At 65.0% G+C, this 17,848-nt stretch carries 19 protein-coding genes and 1 tRNA gene; 6 read left to right on the top strand and 14 right to left on the bottom strand.

Features of this window, described 5'->3' with window-relative positions:
- Window positions 1-813: 813 nt before the first annotated feature.
- The 7 genes from ACCD11_RS21710 to ACCD11_RS21680 form a co-directional block, all read right to left on the bottom strand.
- Window positions 814-1,998, bottom strand: coding sequence for a zonular occludens toxin domain-containing protein (locus ACCD11_RS21710; protein WP_413315423.1), 1,185 nt, complete (start codon window positions 1,996-1,998; stop codon window positions 814-816).
- Entirely contained in the window at window positions 1,999-2,298 is a 300-nt protein-coding gene (locus ACCD11_RS21705; RefSeq protein ID WP_413315422.1) for a DUF2523 domain-containing protein, read from the bottom strand.
- A gap of 3 nt (window positions 2,299-2,301) precedes the next feature.
- Complete coding sequence (locus tag ACCD11_RS21700; RefSeq protein ID WP_413315421.1) at window positions 2,302-3,717, bottom strand: hypothetical protein; 1,416 nt, start codon at window positions 3,715-3,717, stop codon at window positions 2,302-2,304.
- A gap of 125 nt (window positions 3,718-3,842) precedes the next feature.
- Complete coding sequence (locus ACCD11_RS21695; RefSeq protein ID WP_413315420.1) at window positions 3,843-4,058, bottom strand: major capsid protein; 216 nt, start codon at window positions 4,056-4,058, stop codon at window positions 3,843-3,845.
- A complete protein-coding gene (locus tag ACCD11_RS21690; RefSeq protein ID WP_413315419.1) occupies window positions 4,059-4,265 on the bottom strand; it encodes a hypothetical protein in 207 nt (68 codons plus the stop codon).
- On the bottom strand, window positions 4,258-4,515 hold the full coding sequence (locus tag ACCD11_RS21685; protein ID WP_413315418.1) for a hypothetical protein: 258 nt from the start codon (window positions 4,513-4,515) through the stop codon (window positions 4,258-4,260). Before ACCD11_RS21685 ends, ACCD11_RS21690 begins: the two co-directional genes overlap by 8 nt.
- Before the next feature lie 93 nt (window positions 4,516-4,608).
- The gene (locus ACCD11_RS21680) at window positions 4,609-4,917 is read right to left on the bottom strand and encodes a cellulose synthase (RefSeq protein ID WP_413315417.1); all 309 of its coding nucleotides are present in this window, start codon (window positions 4,915-4,917) and stop codon (window positions 4,609-4,611) included.
- Between the two features lie 419 nt (window positions 4,918-5,336).
- Between ACCD11_RS21680 and ACCD11_RS21675 the strand changes: the two genes are divergently transcribed.
- Window positions 5,337-5,696 (top strand): hypothetical protein, encoded by a 360-nt coding sequence (locus ACCD11_RS21675; protein WP_413315416.1) that lies wholly within the window; start codon window positions 5,337-5,339, stop codon window positions 5,694-5,696.
- Here ACCD11_RS21675 and ACCD11_RS21670 read toward each other — a convergent pair.
- The 6 genes from ACCD11_RS21670 to cysS form a co-directional block, all read right to left on the bottom strand.
- Window positions 5,664-5,756, bottom strand: a tRNA-Ser gene (locus tag ACCD11_RS21670). The genes ACCD11_RS21675 and ACCD11_RS21670 overlap by 33 nt on opposite strands.
- A 26-nt stretch (window positions 5,757-5,782) precedes the next feature.
- A complete protein-coding gene (locus ACCD11_RS21665; protein ID WP_007836888.1) occupies window positions 5,783-7,051 on the bottom strand; it encodes an aspartate kinase in 1,269 nt (422 codons plus the stop codon).
- A 55-nt stretch (window positions 7,052-7,106) separates the two neighbouring features.
- Window positions 7,107-8,084 carry a tRNA lysidine(34) synthetase TilS gene (tilS, locus tag ACCD11_RS21660; protein ID WP_413315414.1) on the bottom strand — a complete coding sequence of 326 codons (978 nt, stop codon included), beginning with the start codon at window positions 8,082-8,084 and terminating at the stop codon, window positions 7,107-7,109.
- Window positions 8,085-8,099: 15 nt separating this feature from the next.
- Window positions 8,100-9,080, bottom strand: coding sequence for an acetyl-CoA carboxylase carboxyltransferase subunit alpha (locus ACCD11_RS21655; RefSeq protein ID WP_413315413.1), 981 nt, complete (start codon window positions 9,078-9,080; stop codon window positions 8,100-8,102).
- Between the two features lie 16 nt (window positions 9,081-9,096).
- Window positions 9,097-9,747: a DNA-3-methyladenine glycosylase family protein gene (locus tag ACCD11_RS21650; protein ID WP_007836894.1), complete on the bottom strand. Its 651-nt coding sequence runs from the start codon at window positions 9,745-9,747 to the stop codon at window positions 9,097-9,099.
- Between the two features lie 17 nt (window positions 9,748-9,764).
- Window positions 9,765-11,141 (bottom strand): cysteine--tRNA ligase, encoded by a 1,377-nt coding sequence (gene cysS, locus ACCD11_RS21645; protein ID WP_007836896.1) that lies wholly within the window; start codon window positions 11,139-11,141, stop codon window positions 9,765-9,767.
- 203 nt (window positions 11,142-11,344) lie between these two features.
- On the opposite strand from cysS, the gene ACCD11_RS21640 reads away from it, so the two are divergent.
- The 5 genes from ACCD11_RS21640 (at window position 11,345) to ACCD11_RS21620 (ending at window position 14,738) form a co-directional block, all read left to right on the top strand.
- Window positions 11,345-11,935 (top strand): tetratricopeptide repeat protein, encoded by a 591-nt coding sequence (locus ACCD11_RS21640; RefSeq protein WP_007836897.1) that lies wholly within the window; start codon window positions 11,345-11,347, stop codon window positions 11,933-11,935.
- A 76-nt stretch (window positions 11,936-12,011) separates the two neighbouring features.
- Window positions 12,012-12,608 (top strand): peptidylprolyl isomerase, encoded by a 597-nt coding sequence (locus ACCD11_RS21635; protein ID WP_007836898.1) that lies wholly within the window; start codon window positions 12,012-12,014, stop codon window positions 12,606-12,608.
- A gap of 26 nt (window positions 12,609-12,634) precedes the next feature.
- The gene (locus tag ACCD11_RS21630) at window positions 12,635-13,147 is read left to right on the top strand and encodes a peptidylprolyl isomerase (RefSeq protein ID WP_007836899.1); all 513 of its coding nucleotides are present in this window, start codon (window positions 12,635-12,637) and stop codon (window positions 13,145-13,147) included.
- The gene (locus ACCD11_RS21625; protein ID WP_413315412.1) at window positions 13,144-13,932 is read left to right on the top strand and encodes a UDP-2,3-diacylglucosamine diphosphatase; all 789 of its coding nucleotides are present in this window, start codon (window positions 13,144-13,146) and stop codon (window positions 13,930-13,932) included. The genes ACCD11_RS21630 and ACCD11_RS21625 overlap by 4 nt, the downstream gene beginning before the upstream one ends.
- Window positions 13,933-13,946: 14 nt before the next feature.
- Window positions 13,947-14,738 (top strand): zinc-dependent peptidase, encoded by a 792-nt coding sequence (locus ACCD11_RS21620; protein ID WP_413315411.1) that lies wholly within the window; start codon window positions 13,947-13,949, stop codon window positions 14,736-14,738.
- 90 nt (window positions 14,739-14,828) lie between these two features.
- Here the strand turns inward: ACCD11_RS21620 and ACCD11_RS21615 are convergent, their stop codons facing one another.
- Window positions 14,829-17,690, bottom strand: a complete 2,862-nt coding sequence (locus ACCD11_RS21615; RefSeq protein WP_007836903.1) for a DUF349 domain-containing protein — start codon at window positions 17,688-17,690, stop codon at window positions 14,829-14,831.
- Between the last annotated feature and the right edge of the window lie 158 nt (window positions 17,691-17,848).

The following is a 17,848-nucleotide window of genomic DNA, read 5'->3' as shown; positions in this document are numbered from 1 at the left end:
GGCCCGCAGCCGCGGGCGTTTGCTTGGCCGGCCAGAGAGCACGCACGGGCACGTAAGAGAGCGCCGCACCAGAGAGGAAATGCCTCCGCCACAAGGGCTACGGCGTCTTGCTTTGCAGTAGCGCGAGCGCTGACGCAGGGGCACGTCACAACGCAGCCCATTGCTTGAACGCAGCCCGCTTGCGCGCTGCCTGGTCAGTGTTACTGCGCACCTGGACGGGTGTAACTGCCGAACTAGACGTAGCTGCCTCGATCGATCGCTGTAACTGCGAGCCGGCGCAGGCCCTCGCCACGCGTAACAGGAACTCAGCGAAAAGAGGCGGAGTACGCTCACGATCCGCAGGAGACAACGCCATGGTGCGGCCGGCAGCTCGACGTAACTGCACAGGCAGCTCGCCCACATCGGCACGAGAACAACCGACGATGTACAGGTAGGTGGGCTTCGGTGCGGCGTGACCCCACCAACCCTGGTCGACCAGCAACGTCCACCCACCCCAAGCATCGGGCGCGTGACCAGGTAGAGGTAACTGCGCCGCATGCCACAAAGTCGATCCGTGCGGATGTTCCAAGACACCACCACAGCGCCGCACCTGCTCGACCGCAAACAGCGCCAACGCCTTTTCATCGGGACGAGGTTTCGCCCAATGCCGCAACCGACCCCAGCCACGGCATGGCGGATGCGCAATCACCGGGCCTGGACCGGTGTAACTGCGGGCATCACGATGAATGTCCCAACAATCGACGTTCGCCTGGTCGAAGTAACAAGAGTCGGAACGGACGAACAACGCAGCCACGGCAGCTCGCTGTAACTGCATCACTGACCGCCCGTTTGAAACGACCACTTTGAGCCCGGCTGGACACGAGGCTGCGGCGCTGGTGCCGCAGCAGCTGCAAGGGCTGTAGGCGCACCGGGCAACTTGACGCCACCGTCTATCAGCGCCGGCCCCACCGGGGCGGCAAGGACCGTTTCCGTCACTTGACGGGGCATCGGCGGAGGCACCTGAGCCGCTCGCTCACCTTCGGCCTGAAACGCAAGGAATGCGCCGTTGGCAACAAGCTGACGGCACATCGACAGATCTACCGGATACGGCGTTGCGTCCTGCGTGTAGCACTTGCAGCCCACCGATCTCATCTCGACACAGGCCGCGGGGACCGGCACACGCTTCGGCTCGGTGAGCTTGTCGTAGGCCGGTGCGGTATGCATCAGACCCGGCAGCCGCGGCTTGTACGACGCCACGTACTCGGTGACGGTCATCGGCTTGCGATCGGACCCTGAGCCCGAGCCCGAACCCGATGACTGCGATGCACCACTCACAGGCCCGCTGACTGACTGCGCACCTGCCGCATTGCCCTGCGGCTGCATCACCCGCATGACAGCCAGATAGCCCAACACCGGCACGAGCAGCACAGCGCCGAGAAAGTACCAGACCTGCTTCGGAATGCGCGTTTTGGCAGTGTGCAACGTCGCACTGTCGTACCAGTCGTACACCTCGCTGGGCTGCACACGCAACGACGACTGCGCAGTTTTGCCGGAGCGGTCTTTCTCGCACTGAGGATTCACCGCATCCCACTGCAGGACCGTGGTCGCCTTCGTGCCACCCATCACACGCTTTAGATGCTGGTGCCAGCCGGGCGCACCGATCAGCCGCCGCACGAACTCATCGATGTTCATTGGATGCTGGGTGAGCAGATAGAAATCGAAACCCCGTGCCCGATGCTCAGCCAGCATCTTCACCGGCCCTGGCACCGGCACGCTTGGCGCACGCTTCGGCAGATCGTTATGGCACTCATCGATCAAGAAGATCGTGCCATCAGGCTCAGCCTGCCAGTCCTTGAATTCGATGCGCTTCCAACCGAACTCTTTCTCAATCTCCGGCTTGAGCTTGAAGCGACCGTTCCATGCAACCGGCCTGCCGCTATCGAGCTGCAGCTTGCGCACATCGGCGAGGGTGAACAGTGTTTTGCAGGAGCCGTTCGCCCCCGTGCGCAGGTACAGCATTTACTTCTTCATGAATCGCTTGATGGTGTCGCTCTGCAGGCCGTTGAGCGTGGCCCGGATCAGCAGCGCACTGAACAGCACATTGATGCACTGACCGACCCTCAGTACACCGAGCAACCCAAGCACATCGGGGCCCAGCCCGACGAACGCCGCCACCGCCTGAGCCTTGTACGAGCCGAGCAGCACGCGCGTGCCGGTGTACGTGACAACACCAATACCGAGGCCGACCAACGCCTGCCCAAAGAAGCTACTTGCAGCCCAGACGAGCCCACGGATCAAGATCGCAACGATCCACGGCATACATCACCTCCTCAAGACGATGCCGGCCGCCATGAGCAGCGTGACACCGAGCATCACGTTTCCGAAAAGCTCCAGCGAGCCGCACACCTTCGAGAAGGGCAACAACACGGAGTTACCCATCACCTGCACCACCTGATCCGAGATGCAACGCGCGCCATAGCCCAATGCATCGGACGTGTCTATGTCCGATGCGGACACACTCACCGTACTGTTGTGCGGGTTGTCCGCCGTACGGTCTGTCGTGCGATCACGCTCTGCAGTCACCCATGCCGAATCCGTGTTGGTCTGACTAAGAACCTCGCAATTGCGCTTGTATTGCTCCAGCGCCATCGCATTGAGAACCGCATCGTCACTGACAGCCTTAAAACCAGTGGCACATGTCCCGCCGAAACTTGTCGGCGTCCCGTCGCCCTGACCCTCGCACACCTTCGAACCCTTGTTCGCATTGCAGAAGCCAGTTTGAGAATCAGTGGTCGTGGTCGTAGAGCAAGCGGGCGTCCCACCACCAGCAGGCGTATTACACACAGTTGTGTCGGTGGTGCACTTACCACCGTCGCACTTCGTCGTACCCGTCGTCCCAGTGGTGCTGCCATCCGGGTTCTTCACAACCTTGCCATCCGTGCCCTGTACCGGCGTATCGGACCCCCGCTGCGCGCAAATCCGCGAACCGTTGAAGTCGCCCGCGATCTGCCCAGGTGGACAAGGGGAAGGAGCCGCCTCACCAGGAGGAGGGTTCGAAGGCGGATTTTTATCGGGGGTAGGCGTAGAACCAGCGGGATCGCTCCCACTACCACCTGTACCAGTGCAAGACGACGCCCTATTGCCCGTGTAAACCGCCTCGCCCTGCGAATACCACTTGCCGGACTTAGGCGGATCCTCCCAACTCAAAGCCTTGTACGCTGTCGCCGTGCACTTCCCACCGCCGATATCGTTCCAGCCATCGCAGAACGTGAAGCTGTCAACCACGCCGTTCCAATTCTTTGAACCCGCAGACTTGCCAGCGAGCGCAACACACGGGTCAGGCGGAAGCTCACAGGCCGTATGCGCCGCATTCTCAACATAGCCAGCGTTGCACTGACAACCACCAGAAACAGCAGCAGCTCCCGATGGACACACCTGCGCAGCCTGTTGCGAGATCGTCACCGAATCGTTACCACGTTGAGGACTCGTAATGTTCGCGCCGTAGCTGCCCACAGCGCAACTATTCAACGTGTACACCACGCCAACAGAAAACGCCTGCGCCCTCAAGTACGCCAAAGCGTTATCACATGCAGCACCGACAGTGCCCACCTGCGCGTTGTAAGGCGAAGCGACCAAGGCAGAGTAGGTGTAGCCCGATTGGAACGGGATCAACGCATGCGCCGACACCGACAAGAGTGCCGGCAACAAAACCGCAATCAGGCGGCAAACATAAGCCATAGTGCAGGCAACACGGCCACCAAGTAGAGAAGACCCATCGCGATCACCCTTTGCGAAAACCCCACCACGGAGCCTTTGAAAAGAGCCCACGAGGCGCGTCCGCCCCGTGGATGCGGAGACACCTATCAGGTGCTCATTGCCTGACGGACCCACTTGAACGCCGCAACAGCAACGTGCAGGCCGAGCTTCGCCGTACCGACAAGGCCCACGGTCACCACCGCCGCGGCGATGGCCGTGGTGATCACGGTGGCATCGGGACCATCGGCCATGGCCGAACCTGCGGTGGCAGCCAGCGCAACACCAGCTGCAAGCGCCTTCTGCGCACGAGACATCTTGTTCATTCAGGACTCACTTTCTTCAACAGCTCCCGGGGGATTGATAAGGCGGAAAACTTGCCGGAAGACCCAAGCCACCACCCACACTGCGGCGATGTGCCACGTGATCGAAACAGCGTCCTCTACCGAGAGATTCAGCAGAGGCAACGCGAACTCATGCACCACCGTGACCGTGCAGGCCGAAGCGCATTCAATGACGGTGGAGTCAGCCACGCCGCGCAGCCTCTCGCGCGTTGCGTTCGCAGATGCGATCCACCGAGAGCAGCAGACGAACCCTAAGGTCCTCCATGCGCTTCGCACGAACAGCGAAGGGCTCACGCAGCGAACGCATACGAATACGACGACCCACCCACAGCGCGAAGCCTGCGACAACCGCCCAAAGCAAGTGACCAACGACAGCACCGACCAGCGCCACGTAAAAAATCCAGCCGGTCAGCACGGCGAAGAATTCCGGATCAGCCACGGCACGCACGCTTCGGAGCAGTCAGCACGGAGAGAACCCACGTGCACGCGATGGCTGAAGGGACTGCCACAGCAAAGGCGAGCGCGTTGAGCATCAGACGCCTGCAGGGGCAGGTTGACGGCCACTCTTCGGAGGCAACGGCGTGAGCCCCACGAGCTTCGCGACGATGCGGCCTTGGTTCTCGCCGAAGGATGCGGCTTCGAGGGCGAACGCGCCGGTGTAGGTACCGGGCTTCGCGACCTCTTCGAGCTGCTTGGGGATCACGAGGACGCCGACTGCAGCCACGGTGCCGTCATCGTTGATCAGCACGCACTGCGCCTCGGGAATCTTGTACGGCTGCCCGGACTTCTTCGAGGTGCCCTCTTTGGTGTTGACCACGAGGATTTGAAGGATGGATTGCATGGTGTATTGCCCTTGAGAAGACACAGCCAAATCGACTGCCGGATGCTCGCTTTGGAAGCGAGCAACGAGCGGGCGACTCAGCCAGTTAGGCAAGACGACCCGCCACGTGCAGCTCGAGAACGAGCCGCTTACCGGTCAAATCGGTCGGGCCGAACGACCGCGACTCCATGCGAGCAGACGACGCAGCGAACTTGGCATCGGGACCCCAATAGACGCCAATCAGACGCCCGCCGTAATGAACAACGAAAGGAAACCAGCGATCACAGCCCGGAGGCTTACTACCGGAATGCAGCGGGAGAGGGAGGGTGCGGCTGTCTGTTTGGTCGCGCATGAATGGCTCCTAAAATGAGCAATCAGCTACTGAAGCAAATTGCTATAGGTAGCAGCCTATCACACACGGAAGCACTTTGCTACACCCCATGGACGTAAAACAACTCATTGAGGCGGCCGCAGAGGTCGCAGGCAGTCAGGTCAAGCTGGCAGCGCTGCTAGACATGGCAGCACCGACACTGATCCAGATGAAAAACGGAACAAGGCCGTGCAACTGGCGAGTGCGCGGCAAGCTACGAGCAGTCCTAGGAGAAGACCCAACACGGGCGTTCATCACCGCGATGGCGGAAGACCTCGAACAGTCGGAACGGGAAGATGAGAAACAAGCCGCAGAGGGCTTCAAGGCGATGCTCGCCGCTTTCCCGGAGCATGAAAAAAGCCCCGCCGATCACACGATCAACGGGGCTTCATCAACTTGGCGGAACCGGAGGGATTCGAACCCTCGATGAGGCTCTACACCCCATACTCCCTTAGCAGGGGAGCACCTTCGGCCACTCGGTCACAGTTCCTGAAAGAAGCCGAGATTATGCCATCTTTAGGCGCTCGGCTGATCCAGATCGAAGGCTTTGTGCAGTGCGCGCACTGCCAATTCCATATATTTTTCGTCGATCACAACCGAAGTCTTGATTTCGCTGGTCGAGATCATCTGGATGTTGATGCCCTCCTCGCTCAGCACGCGGAACATCTTGCTCGCCACGCCTACGTGGCTGCGCATGCCGATGCCCACGATGCTGACCTTGCAGATCTTGGTGTCGCCCACGATCTCGGTCGCGCCCAGCGAGGGCATGACCTTCGACTGCAGCAGGTCGACCGTCTTCGCGTATTCGTTGCGATGCACGGTGAAGCTGAAATCGGTCTTGCCGTCCTTGCTGAGGTTCTGGATGATCACGTCGACTTCGATGTTGGCGTCCGCCACGGCACCGAGGATGTGATATGCGATGCCGGGCTTGTCGGGCACGCCGAGCACCGAGATCTTGGCTTCGTCGCGGTTGAATGCGATGCCGGATACGACGGCTTGTTCCATGTTTTCGTCTTCCTCGAAAGTGATCAGCGTGCCGGACTTGGCCTCTTCATTGATGTCGATGTCCCACGGCGTGAAGCTCGAGAGCACACGCAGCGGCACCTTGTACTTGCCGGCGAATTCCACCGAGCGGATCTGCAGCACCTTGGAGCCCAGGCTCGCCATCTCGAGCATCTCTTCGAAGCTCACAGTCGTCAGGCGGCGCGCATCGGGCTCGACGCGCGGGTCGGTCGTGTAGACGCCGTCCACGTCGGTGTAGATCAGGCATTCGTGCGCCTTCATGGCCGCGGCGATGGCCACGGCCGAGGTGTCGCTGCCGCCACGGCCCAGCGTGGTGATGTTGCCGTCGTCGTCTACGCCCTGGAAGCCGGTGATGACCACCACCTTGCCGGCGTTCAGGTCGGCCATGACGCGCTCGTCGTCGATGCTCTCGATGCGGGCCTTGGTGTACGAGTTGTCGGTGCGCACCGACACCTGCCAGCCCGCGTAGCTCACGGACTCGACGCCTTCGGCCTGCAGCGCGATGGCCAGCAGCGCCGACGACGCCTGCTCGCCGGTCGAGGCCAGCATGTCGAGCTCGCGGCTGTGGGCCACGCCGGGTTTACTGGGCGCCAGTTCCTTGGCCAGGCCGAGCAGGCGGTTGGTCTCGCCGCTCATGGCACTCGGAACCACGATCATCTGGTGGCCTGCGCGCGCCCACTTGGCGACGCGCTTGGCGACATTCTTGATGCGCTCGGTCGAGCCCATCGACGTACCGCCGTATTTGTGAACGATCAATGCCATGGGTGAAATCAGAGAAAGGGAAAGGGCCGCTTGAAAGGCGGCGCCCTGCAAGCTGTCAGAGCAAAGTCTTCGGCGAGGGCGAAACATTGTACCAATGCAGGCAATCGCCCTGCCGCTCGACGAAACCGGCGGCCACCTTGAGGTGGATGCGGTGGCCGCGCGTGGCGCAGGCGCGGACCTGGTCGAGCAGCTGGTCGAGCTGCGCGGCGCTGGGCGCGCAGCCGTGCGACTGCATCAGCCAGTGGCGCAGCACGTTGGCCTGGCGGGCGCGCGACAGCGTCTGCAGCGTCGCAATGCGCGGCGGGCTGCCCACGGTTTCCAGGTCTTGCGCCGCCAGTTCGGCCAGCAGCTGCTGCGCCTGTGCGGCATGGCCAATGCTGCGCGCAAACGTCGTACGGAACTGCGGAAAGGCCTGCTCCAGCGCCGGCAGCAGCACGGAGCGAATCCGGTTGCGGGTGTAGCGTGCGTCGCCGTTGGTCGGATCTTCGATCCATGGCAGGCCTCTACCGGCCAGCCATTCGCGGATGTCGACGCCGGCAACGGCAAGCAGCGGCCGACGGATGTCGAGCCCGTTGCGTCGCGCCTGCGCTGGCATGGCAGCGAGCCCCGGGAGCCCCGCGCCGCGTGACAACGCCAGCAGCAGGGTTTCGACCTGGTCGTCGGCGTGATGCCCCAGCGCCACACATTTGACAGCCGCCCTCGCCCCATCCGCGCGTGCCATCTCGGCGAACGCCGCGTAGCGGGCGCGGCGGGCGGCATCTTCCGGACTGTCGCCGGGCGCATGCCGCGCATCGACGCGATGGACGACCAGCGGCACGCCCAGGCGTTCGCACACCGCCCGGCAATGCCGCTCGAAATCGTCGGCCGCAGCCTGCAGCCCGTGATGCACATGAAAGGCGACCACCTGCCCCGGCCAGCGCGATGCGCAGGCAGCCAGCAAGGCGGTTGAATCCGCGCCGCCGCTGAAGCCCACCGCCAGCGGCCAATGCGCCGGCTCGAACGCGGCGATGGCGCGTTCGAAAGCGGAGTTCATGACAGCGCCCGCGCGTTATCTGACGCTGTCGGCCTTGGTGTCGTTGAAGCGGCCGTAGCTCTGCAGGCGCTCGTAGCGGCGATCCAGCAGTTCCTTGGTCTTCAGGTCGCTGACCTGGCGGAACGCGTCGTTGAGCGCGCGCTTCAGGAAAGCCGCCATCTGCCGATGGTCGCGATGCGCGCCGCCGACGGGCTCGTTCACGATCTTGTCGACCAGGCCCAGCGCCTTGAGGCGGTGCGCAGTGATGCCCAGCGCATCGGCCGCTTCCTGCGCCTTGTCGCTGGTCTTCCACAGGATGGAAGCGCAGCCTTCGGGGCTGATCACCGAATAGATCGAATACTGCAGCATCACCAACTGGTCGCCGACCGAGATGGCCAGCGCGCCGCCGGAGCCGCCTTCGCCGATGATGGTGACGATGATCGGCACCTCGAGCTGCGCCATCTCGAAGATGTTGCGGCCGATGGCTTCCGACTGGCCGCGTTCCTCGGCGTCGATGCCGGGGTACGCGCCGGGCGTGTCCACGAAGGTGAACACCGGCAGCTTGAACTTCTCGGCCATCTTCATCAGGCGCAAGGCCTTGCGGTAGCCCTCTGGCTTGCTCATGCCGAAGTTACGCGCGGTGCGTTCCCTCGTGTCGCGGCCCTTCTGGTGGCCAAGCACCATGCAGGGCACGCCGTTGAAGCGCGCAAGGCCGCCCACGATCGACAGGTCGTCGGAGAAGTGCCGGTCGCCGTGCAGTTCGACGAAGTCGGTGAAGATCTCGTTGACGTAGTCGAGCGTGTACGGGCGCTCCGGATGCCGGGCGATCTTGGTGATCTGCCAGGGCGTCAGGTCGCTGTAGATGTCCTTGGTGAGCTGCTGGCTTTTCTTGCCGAGCTGATCGATTTCTTCAGAGATGTCGACCGCGGATTCGGTCTGCACATAGCGCAATTCTTCGATCTTGGTTTCGAGTTCAGCAATGGGCTGCTCGAAGTCGAGGAAGGTTCGTTTCGCCAACGTCTTCTCCTGTTGTTCAATACGCGACTGGAACCGGGTCCAGCGATCGCCAAATATACCAAGTCGCCACGCTGCAATATGGCGCCCAGGCCACGGCGACGTCGCGGGCATCGCTGCGGCTCACGGGATCGCCGGAAAAATAATTGACGCTGATGCCGTTGAGCAGCCCCAGGTCGTCCACGGGCAGCACGTTCGGGCGCATCAGGTGAAAGATGAGGAACATCTCGGCCGTCCAGCGGCCGATGCCGCGGATGGCCACCAGCTCCTCGATGATGAGCTCGTCCGACATGTCCTTCCACGCGTCGACGTGGACCATGCCCGAATCGAAATGCAGGGCCAGGTCGACGAGGTACTCGATCTTGCGCGCCGACAGCCCTGCCCCGCGCATGTCGTCGACCTTGAGCTTGAGCACGTTGGCCGGCGTGAGCTTGCGCGGCAGCGCGGCGAACTTGTCCCAGACCGACTGCGCGGCCTTCACCGAGATCTGCTGGCCCACCACGCTGCGCGCGAGGGTGGTGAACGCGTCGCCGCGCGACTCGAGGCAGGCATCGCCGAACTTCGGAATGAGCCGCTTCATGACGCGGTCTTTCCGGGAAAGGTGCTTGCATGCCTCCTCCCAATAGTCCGGCGTATAGATCTGGACGCTGGTCTTCCTGGTGGCGGGCATGGGGTTCGTCGTTCCGTTCACTGCGCAGCCGCCCAGGTCGTGCCTGTGGGCGAATCCTTGAGCACGATGCCCTGCTCGAGGAGTTCCTGGCGGATGCGATCGGCCTCGGCGAAATTCTTCGCGGCCTTGGCTGCGGCGCGCGCTTCGATCCTGCCCTGGATGGTGGCCTCGTCGAGCGTGGCGCCCGCGCGCAGGAAGGCCTTCGGGTCGTCCTGCAGGATCTGCACGCAGCCACCCAATGCCTTCAGCAATCCGGCCTGGGCGGCCGATTGCGTGCGGTTCACTTCGCCCGCCAGGTCGAACAGCACCGCCACGGCTTCGGGCGTTGCGAAGTCTTCGTCCATCGCGGCCTTGAAACGCGCGGCGTACGGGTCGGTCCAGTCGATCTTCACGTCGGCCGGCGCCACGAGATCGAGCGCCGTGTACAGCCGCTTGAGCGAGGCGCGCGCATCGTCGAGGTGGACGTCGCTGTAGTTGAGCGGGCGCCGGTAGTGCGCGCGCAGCACGAAGAAGCGGATGGTCTCCGCGTCGTACTTCTTGAGCACATCGCGGATCAGGAAGAAGTTGCCAAGGCTCTTGGACATCTTCTCGTTGTCGGTCACGATGAAACCGTTGTGCATCCAGAAGTTGGCCAGCGGCTTGCCGTTGGCCCCCTCGCTCTGCGCGATTTCGTTCTCGTGGTGCGGAAACTGCAGGTCTTCGCCGCCACCGTGGATGTCGAGCGTCTCGCCGAGCAGTTCGCAGGCCATGGCCGAGCACTCGATGTGCCAGCCCGGACGGCCGGCGCCGAATTCGCTGGCCCACTTCACCTCGTCGGGCTCGGTGGCCTTGGCGCTCTTCCAGAGCACCGGGTCGAGCGGATCGTCCTTGCCGTCGAGCACGGCCACGCGCTCGCCCGCATGCAGCTCGTCGATCGACTTGCCGCTGAGCTTGCCGTAGCCCGGGAACTTGCGCACCGCATAGTTCACGTCGCCGTTCTCGGCACGGTAGGCCAGGCCCTTCCTCTCGAGCGTGCCGATCATCGACAGCATCTGCGGGATGTAGTCGGTGGCGCGGGGTTCGTGGGTGGGGCGTTCGATGCCCAGCGCGTCGGCGTCTTCGTGCAGCGCGTCGATCATGCGATCGGTCAGCGCGCGGATGCTCTCGCCGTTTTCAACGGCGCGGCGGATGATCTTGTCGTCGATGTCGGTGATGTTGCGCACATAGGTGACATCGAAGCCGCTCACCTTGAGCCAGCGCTGCACCACGTCGAAGGCGATCATCGAGCGGGCGTGGCCGAGATGGCAGTAGTCGTAGACCGTCATGCCGCAAACGTACATGCGCACCTGTCCCGGTTGCAATGGGGAGAATTCCTCCAATTCACGCGACAGCGTGTTGTAGATGCGCAGACTCATGAGGCTCGGAAAGCGTCGTTTCGCGCACGTGCGGCACGGGCGAAAGACGGTGTTTTTCAGGGGTGACGGGGGCTGTGTCGCGAGGGGTTGGACATGGCCCCTCGGCTACAATCCGACCTAGTATAAACGTCTGCTGCCGAGCGGCGTGCGGGTGTTCCCCAAGCCCGCTGAGCCCGCATCTCCCCCATTTCCGCCGAGGCTTCATGAAGCACGCCGCATTCTCCAGACTCTCCATTGCCTTCGCGCTGCTGTTCAGCCTGTGGGGCTCCGCAGCGCACGCCAACGAATACGACGACGTGAACCTGATGCTGCGCCAGGGCAAGTCGAACGAGGCGCTCGCCAAGGCCGACACCTACATCGCCGGCAAGCCGCGCGACCCGCAGATGCGCTTCCTGCGCGGCGTGATCCTCACCGAACAGAACAAGCAGGCCGAGGCCATCGCCGCCTTCACGCAGCTCACGCAGGACTTCCCCGAGTTGTCCGAGCCCTACAACAACCTGGCCGCGCTGTACGCGTCGCAAAGCAAGTTCGACCAGGCGCGCGCCGCGCTGGAGCAGGCCATCAAGCTCAACCCGAACTACGCCACGGCGCACGAGAACCTCGGCGACGTGTATGCCCGTCTCGCTGCCCAGGAATACGTGCGTGCGCAACAGTTCGCCAGCACCAATGCGAGCGTTGCGCCCAAGCTCGTGCTGATACGCCAGATCTTCACGCCGAAGGCCGAGGCCGAGGCCGCCCCCCTGCCCGCACCGCCGGCGGTCATTCGCAAACCGGTCGGCCGCACCAGCAAGTAATCGCCACCGCCGGCATGGGCGCCGCAACGGTGCCTGCCGTGCGGCCCCGTTTCCTCATCCGCACACGGAGCCTCATTTGACGATCCAGTCCCTCTCCCGCTTCAGCCGCCGCAGCGCACTCGCGCTGGCCACCGCCCTCGCGTTCGCAGCCACGGCCCATGCACAGACTGCCGCGGCGCCGCACGTCAAGCTGGCCACCTCGGCTGGCGACATCGTGGTCGAGCTCGATGCGGCCAAGGCACCCAAGTCGGTCGAGAATTTCCTGCAGTACGTCAAGGACAAGCACTACGACGGCACGGTGTTCCACCGCGTGATCGATGGGTTCATGATCCAGGGCGGCGGCTTCACGGCCGACCTGCAGCAAAAGCCCACGCGCGCCCCCATTCCGCTGGAAGCGAGCAACGGCCTGAAGAACGACAAATACACGATCGCCATGGCCCGCACCGGCAATCCGAATTCCGCGACCTCGCAGTTCTTCATCAACGTGAAGAACAACGACTCGCTCAACGCGCCCAACCCCGACGGCTACGGCTACACCGTGTTCGGCAAGGTCGTCGCCGGCACCGACGTGGTCGACAAGATCCGCGCGGTGGCCACCGGCAACAAGGGCGGCATGCAGAACGTGCCGCTCGAAGCCGTCACCATCAAGTCCGCCACGCTGGTGGCGAAGTAATTCATTTCCCAAGCAGGAGTCCCCTCATGAGCAATCCCCAAGTCGAACTGCACATCAAGAACTACGGCGTGATCACGCTCGAACTCGACGCCGCCAAGGCGCCGAAGTCGGTCGAGAACTTCCTCTCGTACGTGAAGAAGGGCCACTACGACAACACGGTGTTCCACCGCGTGATCCCCGGCTTCATGGTGCAAGGCGGCGGCTTCGAGCCCGGCATGCAGCAAAAGCCCACCGGCGCCGAGATCGAGAACGAAGCCAACAACGGCCTGAAGAACGCCAACTACACCGTGGCGATGGCCCGCACCAGCGCGCCCCATTCGGCCACCGCGCAGTTCTTCATCAACGTGGCCGACAACGGCTTCCTGAACCACACCGCACCTTCGGCCCAGGGCTGGGGCTATGCCGTGTTCGGCAAGGTCATCAACGGCACCGACGTGGTCGACAAGATCAAGGCCGTGAAGACGGGCCGCAAGGGCTTCCACGACGACGTTCCGCTCGAAGACGTGGTGATCGAGAAGGCCGTCGTCATCGCCGAGTGACTGTGAGCCCGGCGGCGGCCGCAACAACGGTGTTCAAGGAACTGGTGGCGCCGCCTGCGTGGCGCACGGTCGACCTGATTTCCGACCTGCACCTGCAAGCCGGCGAGCCCGCCACCTTCGAAGCCTGGCAGGGTTACCTGCAGACCACGCCGGCCGATGCGCTGATCATCCTCGGCGACCTGTTCGAAGTATGGGTCGGCGACGACTCGCTCGACTCCGCTGGTTTCGAGGCACAGTGCGCCGAGCTGCTGTGCCGCGCCGCACAACGGCTGCCGGTGTTCTTCATGCACGGCAACCGCGACTTCCTCGTCGGCCCCGCTTTCGCTGCGCGATGCGGCTTCACGCTGCTCGACGATCCCACGGTGCTCGTGCTGCACGGCCAACGATGGCTGCTGAGCCACGGCGACATCCTCTGCCTCGAGGACACCGAGTACCTCAAGTTTCGCGCGCAGGTTCGCACGCCCGAGTGGCAGGCCGCATTCCTGGCCAGGCCGCTGGAAGAGCGCCGCGCGCTCGCACGTTCCATGCGCGTGCAGAGCGAAGACCGCAAGCGCAACCCCTCGGCCATCTGGGCCGACGTCGACACCGCCGCCGCGCGCAACTGGCTGCAGCAGGCGAACGCCCACACGCTGGTCCACGGCCACACGCACCGCCCTGCCGATCACGACCTGGGCGACGGCCTGCACCGCGTCGTGCTGAGCGACTGGGATGTGGCAGCGCATCCGCCGCGCGCGCAGCTGCTGTGCCTGTCCGCCGCCGGCGCGCAGCGCGTCGATCTGCGCTAGCCGCGCCGCCGCCAATGTTCAAGTGGCTGCGCCGCCTGCGCGCCCTGCCCCCGATTCCCGAAGCCGCCTGGCAATCCGCGCTCAGGCGCTACGCCTTTCTCGGCGCCCTGCCCGCCGCCGACCGGCAACGCCTGCGCACGCTGACGGCCGAGTTCCTGCGCGACAAGGAATTCCACGGCGCCAAGGGCTTCACCATCACCAATGAAGTCGCGCTGGCCATCGCGGCCCAGGCCGTGCTGCCGGTGCTGCATCTCAAGGGCGGACTGAACTGGTACGACGACTTCGTCGGCATCGTCGTGCACCGCTCCGAGGTGGTGGCGCGCCGCAAGGTTGTCGACGAGGCCCAGGTGGTGCACGAGTACGGCGAAGTCGTCGCCGGCGAAGCCATGGACCGCGGCCCCGTCATGCTGAGCTGGGACGATGTGCTGGCAAGCAGCATCACCAGCGAGCGCGGCTACAACGTCGTGATCCACGAGTTCGCCCACAAGATCGACATGCGCAGCGGCGACGCCAACGGCTGCCCGCCGCTGCCCCCCGGCTTTGCGGGCCAGCGCAGCGCGCGCGCAGCCCGCACGGCGTGGCTTGCTGTGCTGCAGCCTGCCTACGAGGATTTTCGCGAGCAAACCATCAAGGCCGAGCGCTTCGGCGGCGAGCCGCCATGGCTCGACGCCTATGGCGCCACCTCGATCAGCGAGTTCTTTGCGGTGGCGTGCGAGGCCTACTTCGTGAACCGCCCGAACTTCGCCCGGGACTTCCCGGGCGTGCTCGCGCTTTTCGATGAATTCTTCATCGGCGGGAAGGCCTGAACGACTCGGCGTTCGATTCGCTGCCCCCCCCAAAAAAAGGCGCCCGGCGAAGGGCACCTTTTTTCGTGGCCGCGACTTTCGGCCGGCTGCTTACTTGCGCAGCAGCGCCTTCAGTGCGTTCTGCAAACGTCGCGCGCTGGAGGCATCGTGTGCAGCAGCCAGAACCTTGCCGGCATCCTGGCCCCAGGTCTGTGCCGGCGCCGGGTCGCCACGCTTCGTGAGCAGCTTGAGCTGCAACGCGCGGCGCGCGTCGAGTTGTTCGGCCGGCGTCGGCACTTCGGCCGCCATTTCGAGGCGCAGCAGCGCTTCGGCGGCATCGGGCGCGGCGGCCGTCGGCGCGGAGCCGATGGCTTGCGACCAGCCGCTGCGCACAGCGGGCGTGACTGCGCGGCCCAGCTCCTGAATGCTCGGCAGGCGGCTGGCGTCGCGCTGTTCCCAAGCGCCCAGCACCTGCGTCAGCGCTTCGCCATGCGCCTGCGCGGCGAGCTTGCGCAGCGCCATATCGGCGCGTTCGAGTGCTTCGCGTTGCGCGCGGAAGGCTGCATCGCCCAGACGCGGGCCACGGTCTTCGAAACGCGGCGGACGGTCGCCGAAACGGCCCGCAGGTGCGCCGCGATCGCCGCGTGCGTCCGAGCGCGGAGCACCGCGCTCGCCTGAGCGGCCCGGACCGCCAGCGCCAGGCCGACCGCCTTCGCGCCGGTCGCCGAACCGGCCACCTGCGCCACGGGCTGCGGGAGCCGCTTCGGCCTTCTTGCTGCTGGGGCGGTCGTCGCCGCGCATCGCCACGACGGGCTTGGGCGCGGGCTTCGGTGCCGCGGCCGGCGCTTCGACAGCGGCGGCTTCGCCGGCGTCATGCGCCGGGCCATCGGCGCGTGCCGAGGCATCGGCACCGTCAGCGGGCGCCACGAGATCGACCGAAGCGGCAGGCGCCTGGCTTGCGTGCGTACCGGGCGAGGCTTCCGCATCGCTCGGGCTCGGCGCCTGCTCCGCGCTTTCGCCGAATTCAGCGGCGGCCTGACCCGGAGCCTCGATCTCGGTCGCACCAACCGACGGACCGTCGCTCGCGGCAGCGGCCTGCTCGGCCTTCGATGCGGGCGGCGGTACTTCACCGCGCATCGCGGCTTCCAGCCGGGCGATGGCGGCGCGGATCTTCTGCACGTCGCCGCCAGCATTGGCTGCGTCGAGTGCCTTGGACGCGTCAAGCACATGGCGGTCGTGCTCGCTCATTGCGGACGACGCCTTTTCGCGCTCGGCCGTCTTGCGGTTGAAGGCTTCGTCGATGGGCGCGCGGAATGCGTCCCACATTTTCTGTTCGTGGCGGCGGTCGAGCGGCACGCTCTGCGCCTCGGCCTGCCAGCGCTGCTGCAGCGCCTTGACGGCATCGATGCGCAGCACCGGCTGGGCGCCGAGTTCGATCGCCTCGGCGATCATCGCCTGGCGGCGTTCGACGCTGGCCTTCTGCGCGGCCTCGAACGGAGCGCGGGCCGCGCCAAAGGCTTCGTTCCACTGCGACTGCAGCTCGGCGAACACCTTCTCGCCCACGTGGCCGCCGTCCCGCCAACGGTCGGCGAACTGGTGCAGCGCGCGGTTGTGCGCCTTCAGGTCGGTGGCGCCGGCATGTTCGGCAGCCCAGGCCTTGACTTCTTCGATCAGCGCGACGCGGTGCGCGCGGTGCTCGGCCGCATCGGCGCGGACCTTCTCGAGCCAGGCCTCGACCACCTTGTGGGCTTCGTTGCAGGCTTCGTCGAAGCGCTTCCAGAGCGCGTGGTTGGGCACGCCGCCCTGGTCGGCCTGCTTCCACTGATCGCGCAGGGCGCGCAGGGTTTCCTGCATCTTGCGGCCGCCGAGGGCCTGGCCCTCGGGACGCTTGAGCAGGCCTTCGGCCTTGGCGACGAGGTCTTCGCGCACCTTGTCGGCACTCCAGCGCTGCCACCCTTCGAGTTCGCCAGCGGCCACCAGCGCGGCATGCACGCGGGCTTCGAGCGGCGCCTCGACCAGCTTGCCGTGTTCCTTGAGCACGGCGCGCAGCGCAGCAGCCGCACCAGCGCTGGCCTTGCCATGGCCTTCGGCGGTTTCCTGCTCGAGCTTGGCAAGCGCGGCCTGCACCGCTTCCTGCGCAGCGGCGCGCACGGCCGGGTCGACCTTGGGCGCAGCGGGGCGAGCAGGGGCGGCAGGCTTTGGCGCCACGACCTCGCCGCGCGCAGCGCGCAATTCATCGGCCCACACGGGCACGGGCGGCAGCGGTGCGGCAGCATCGGCCGCGGCCGCGACGGCCTGGGCCAGCGCGCTGTGGAAAGCATCGGACACCACCAGCAGTTGCGACTTCGACGATTCGAGCTGCGGCGCGAACTTGGCGTCGAGGCTGGTCCAGTTGGCGTCGGCCGTGATCTCGCCCGCCTGCTGCTGCCAGTGGGTCACGTCGGCGCGCAGAGATTCCTCGGCCGCCTGGGCATCCTGCCAGCCCTTGGTGGACAGCACCTCGAAGCGCTGCGCCAGCAGCACGGCGGCTTCGCGGTGCACCTGGGCGCGGTGCTGCAGGTCTTCGATGCCCTTGACGCGTTCGGCCAGCCTGGCTTTTAGACCAGCCAGCGGTTCGCGCGACAGCGGCGCGCCGGCCTTGGCAGCATCGCGCTGCCAGGCCAGTGCATCGGCGATGTTGAGCTTGGACTGGCCCAGCAGCGCCTCGGCCTTTTGCGCCCATTCGGCGGCAATGGCCTCCTGGCCCTTGGCGCGCTTGAGTTCGTCGAGCTTTTCGCGCAGCAGGCGCGCGGCGCCCTTGTCGCGACCGCTCAGCTCCTTGAAGACCTCCTGCATCAGCTCGGGCGCGGGGTTGCCCGCGAGCCAGTCGCGGATGCGCGCGGCGCGCTCCCCGGAGGTCGGCGCGGTGAAGGCGCCGCCGGTGAGCGTGTCGAGGGCCTGAAGGTCGTGTGGCTTGGAAGAAGTAGAGGTCACTGCGCGAAATCGTTGTCTTGGTAGAGAAAGCGAAGGGGCCCGCCAAGGCCCGCGCCCAACGATATTTTTAACCACATTGGGTTTGGCGCGGTAATACGTGCTGAAAAGGTGGCGCACACCAGTGTCTTATAAACAAAAGACGCAGCCGGCCAAGGCTT

The sequence above is a fragment of the Variovorax sp. Varisp36 genome (assembly GCF_047304235.1).
Lineage (GTDB): Bacteria > Pseudomonadota > Gammaproteobacteria > Burkholderiales > Burkholderiaceae_C > Variovorax.
The sequence above is the reverse complement of the archived record's forward strand: the minus strand, read 5'-3'. Positions and strand labels throughout refer to the sequence as shown.